We start from the raw sequence: 4,048 nt of genomic DNA on the forward strand, positions 1-4,048 counted from the left end.
GCGGAAGGCTCGGTCGGGGAAGGCGAGACGGGCCGGGTCGGGCGGCGGCGGAAGAGCAGCAGCATGAGGCAGCCGGCGGCATCGACAACAGTAAGTGCAAGATCGACGCGGGGAGGGAGCGCGGGGAGGGGGCGCGGGGAGGGGCGCGGGGAGGGGCGCGGGGAGGGGGCGGTGGCGGGTTTGTGCCATGGCATGAACGCGCCGGGGTGCGGCGGGGTACGAGGGGCGCTTGTTACGCCGATGCTGTGCTGCGTACCGCTCCTCGACACAAAGAGGTCCTCGTGACTCTGTCTTCCAGGCGTCGCCGATCCGGGTTGATCGCCCTCGGCACCGCCCTCGCTCTGACCGCCGGGTTCACCCCACCCGGCACGGGGGCGTCCGCCGCCCCGCCCGGCAACACACCGCACCCGGCCGGCCATCCACCGGCCGCGCCGGGTCGCGCGTCCACCGTCACCCTGATCACCGGTGACCTCGTCACCGTCACCACCGCAGCCGACGGCAGCACCGTCTCGACGGTTCGCCGCCCGGACGGCAGCACACCGACGTTCCACCGCACCGTGCTCGACGGCGACACCTACGTCTACCCGGACGCCGCGCTGCCGTACGTCACCAGCGGCCTGTTGGACAAGAGGCTGTTCAACGTCACCGACCTCGTCGCCGACGGGTACGACGACGCGCACACGGACGCGCTGCCGCTGATCGTCACCCTCACCGACGCCGCGGCCCGGGCCCGTACCCGTCCGACTGTGGACGGCGCGAAGCTGGTCCGGCCGTTGGACAGCGTGGGGGGCGCGGCACTGACCCGCCCGCGTGACAGCGCCGACCGGTTCTGGGGTGCGCTGACCGCCGGGTCCGCCCGCCGTACCGGCGACACCCCGACCCTCACCGGCGGCATCGCCAAGGTCTGGCTGGACGGCCGGGTGCACGGCGACCTCGCCGAGTCCACGGCGCAGATCGGCGCGCCGAAGCTGTGGGCCGAGGGCAACACCGCCGCCGGCGTGGACGTCGCCGTGCTCGACACGGGAGCGGACGCCGAGCACCCGGACCTCGCCGGCCAGATCGCCGAGTCCACCAGCTTCGTGCCGGACGAGCCCGACATCCTCGACTACCAGGGACACGGCACCCACACCGCCTCGACGATCGCCGGCACCGGCGCCGCGTCCGGCGGTGTCGAGCGGGGTGTCGCCCCCGGCGCCCGGCTGCACGTCGGCAAGGTGCTCAACAGCGAGGGCGGCGGACAGGACTCCTGGATCATCGCCGGCATGGAGTGGGCGGCCCGGGAGCAGAAAGCCCGGATCATCAGCATGAGCCTGGGCGGTGAGGCCACCGACGGCAGCGACCCGATGAGCCAGGCCGTCGACCGGCTCAGCGCCGAGACCGGCGCGCTCTTCGTGATCGCCGCCGGCAACAGCGGCCCGGCGAGCATCGGCAGCCCCGGCGCGGCGAACTCCGCGCTCACCGTGGGCGCCGTCGATTCCGCCGACCATCTCGCGGACTTCTCCAGCCAGGGCCCGCGCTTCGGCGACGGTGGGCTCAAGCCCGAGATCACCGCACCCGGCGTGGACATCCTGGCCGCCCGCTCGCACCTGGTGCGCGGCTCCGGCGACTACACCCTGATGAGCGGCACGTCGATGGCGACACCGCACGTGGCCGGCACGGCCGCGCTGGTCGCCGCCGCGCACCCCGACTGGACCGGCCAGCGCATCAAGGAGGCGCTGGTCAGCACCGTCAAGGCCACGCCGGGCTACACCCCGTACCAGGCCGGTGCCGGTCGGGTGGACGCGGTCGCCGCCGCGCACGCCACCGTCTTCGCCACCCCGAGCGCCTACTCCGGCTTCCAGGGCTGGCCGCAGCAGCCGGGCACGACAGTCGACCGGACGGTCACCTACACCAACACCGGCAGCGCACCGGTCACCCTGAAGCCGACCATCGACGCGCCGAGCGCCCCGGCCGGCCTCTTCGCGCTCTCCGCCGACACGGTCACCGTGCCCGCGAACGGCACGGCCACCGTCACCCTCACCGCCGCGTACGACAAACTGCCGGTCGAGAAGCCGGTGAGTGGCACGATCGTCGCCGCCGACGACGCCGGTGCCGTACGCGGTCGCACCCTGATCGGGGCGGGCAAGGAGGGTCAGCGGCAGACCCTGACGCTCGTCGCGAAGGACCGGGACGGCAAGCCGCTCGCCGGCAAGGTCCTGCTCAGCGCCGACGGCCTGTTCACCGCCGTCGACCTGCCCGCGAGCGGCACCGCGACGCTGCGGCTGCCGGTGGGAAGCTGGTCCGGTTGGATCTCCGCCGACGTGCGCGGCGTGCACGGGCCGCGCTCGAAGGGCATGGCGATACTCAGCTTCGTCGACGTCGACCTGAGTGCCGACCGCACCGTCGTCCTGGACGCGCGCAAGGCCCGACAGGTGCAGGCCGAGGTGCCGCAGGAGGCCAGCGCCACGTCGCTGCGGATGGACATCCACCGCTCCACCGCTAACAGCCTCATGGAGAGTCAGGTGCTGCCCGACGACTCGTACGACAGCATGTGGGCGCTGCCGTTGAGCCGCAAGGTCACCGACGGCGAGTTCGAGTTCGGCGCCCGGTGGCGGTTGGAACAGCCGGCGCTGACCGTGTCGGCCGGTGGCCGGTCGTACGACGATCTGCTGGTGAAGCGGGCGACCCCGGCGTTGCCGGAGGGTCGTCGCCAGCTCGACGCGGTCTACGTCGCCGACGCCTCGGCGGCCGGGCTGGCGAAGCGGCCGGTCCGGGACCGGGCGGTGGTGGTCCGGCGCAGCGACACGGTGGACATCGCCACCCAGGCGCAGGCCGCCGCGGCGGCCGGGGCCAAGCTGTTGCTGGTGGTCAACGACGGCGTCGGGCGACTCCAGCCGTGGGACGAGGCGCCGTGGAGCCCGGAGAGCCCGGCACCGGTGACCGTGGCGACCCTCGGCGGCGACGAGGGAGACCAGCTCATCGCGGAGCTGGAGCGCGGCCGCCCGGTGCGGCTGACGGCCGAGTCGCACCCGGAGACCACCTACCTGTACGACGTGGCGCACCACTGGACCGGCGCGGTGCCGACCGATCCCACCTACCGGCCGACGAAGCGTCAGCTGGCCCGGGTGGACGTGGATTTCCGCAACTACCGGCAGGGCAAGGCGCTGGAGTTCCGCACCGACATCTGGCGGGGCTGGGCGTCGAGCAACCAGGAGACCGTCCCGGCGCAGGGCCGGCGCACCGACTGGGTGAGCGCCGACCAGCGGTGGGTCGACGACGCGTACATCGCCGGGGAGACCGGCCAGCACCTGATGGCGGTGGCCACGTACGCGGCGGACAAGCCGAGCCGGGTCGAGTGGTTCGGGCCGATCCAGCGCCCCCGGATGGGCGGGAGCTACGTGCCCGTGCGGTACCTGGACACCGTCTACCTGCCCGCACCCGGGTGGGGTGACGGCGGCGGTCACATCGGTGAGGCGTACGCCAACTTCGACATGGTCAACCGGACGACCCTCTACCAGGGCGACAAGGAGCTGGACTGGGGCAACGCCGAGTACCTCCAGGTGGGTGGCCTGTCCGCGCAGCGGCTGCCGTACCGGCTGGTGGTGGAGAACGACCGGGCGGCCTGGACCAACCCGTACTCCCGGCAGACCCGCACCGAGTGGGGCTTCAGCTCGGCGGTCACCGGGGAGGAATCGGCGGAGGTGCTGCCGATGATCCAGCTCGACTACCAGGTGGCCATCGGCAGTGACGGTACGGCGAAGCGGCGGACGCCGCTCACCGTGGTCGCCTCCCAGCTGCCCGGTGTCTCGGGCACGGTGGGTCCGGTGACCGTCGAGGTCTCGTACGACGACGGCACGACCTGGCACCGGCAGCGGCTGAGCCGGCACGGCGACGGCTGGCGTACCTCGCTGGACGCCCCGACGAAGGCCCGTTTCGTGAGCCTGCGGACGACCGCGCGCGACGCGGCCGGCAACACCGTGAGCCAGAGCATCACGAGGGCGTTCGGTCTGCGCTAGGGAACGACCGGCCGCCGGTCGGGGTGCGTGCGCACCCCGGCCGGCGGCCGGTC

General features: G+C 73.3%; 1 protein-coding gene. It reads left to right on the forward strand.

Annotated features, from left to right (window positions below; genetic code table 11):
• Positions 1 to 281: 281 nt before the first annotated feature.
• Positions 282 to 3,995 carry a S8 family serine peptidase gene (locus ABZV06_RS31900; RefSeq protein ID WP_355625971.1) on the forward strand — a complete coding sequence of 1,238 codons (3,714 nt, stop codon included), beginning with the start codon at positions 282 to 284 and terminating at the stop codon, positions 3,993 to 3,995.
• Positions 3,996 to 4,048 lie beyond the last annotated feature (53 nt).

The organism is Micromonospora sp. NPDC005172, from assembly GCF_040608555.1.
GTDB lineage: Bacteria > Actinomycetota > Actinomycetes > Mycobacteriales > Micromonosporaceae > Micromonospora.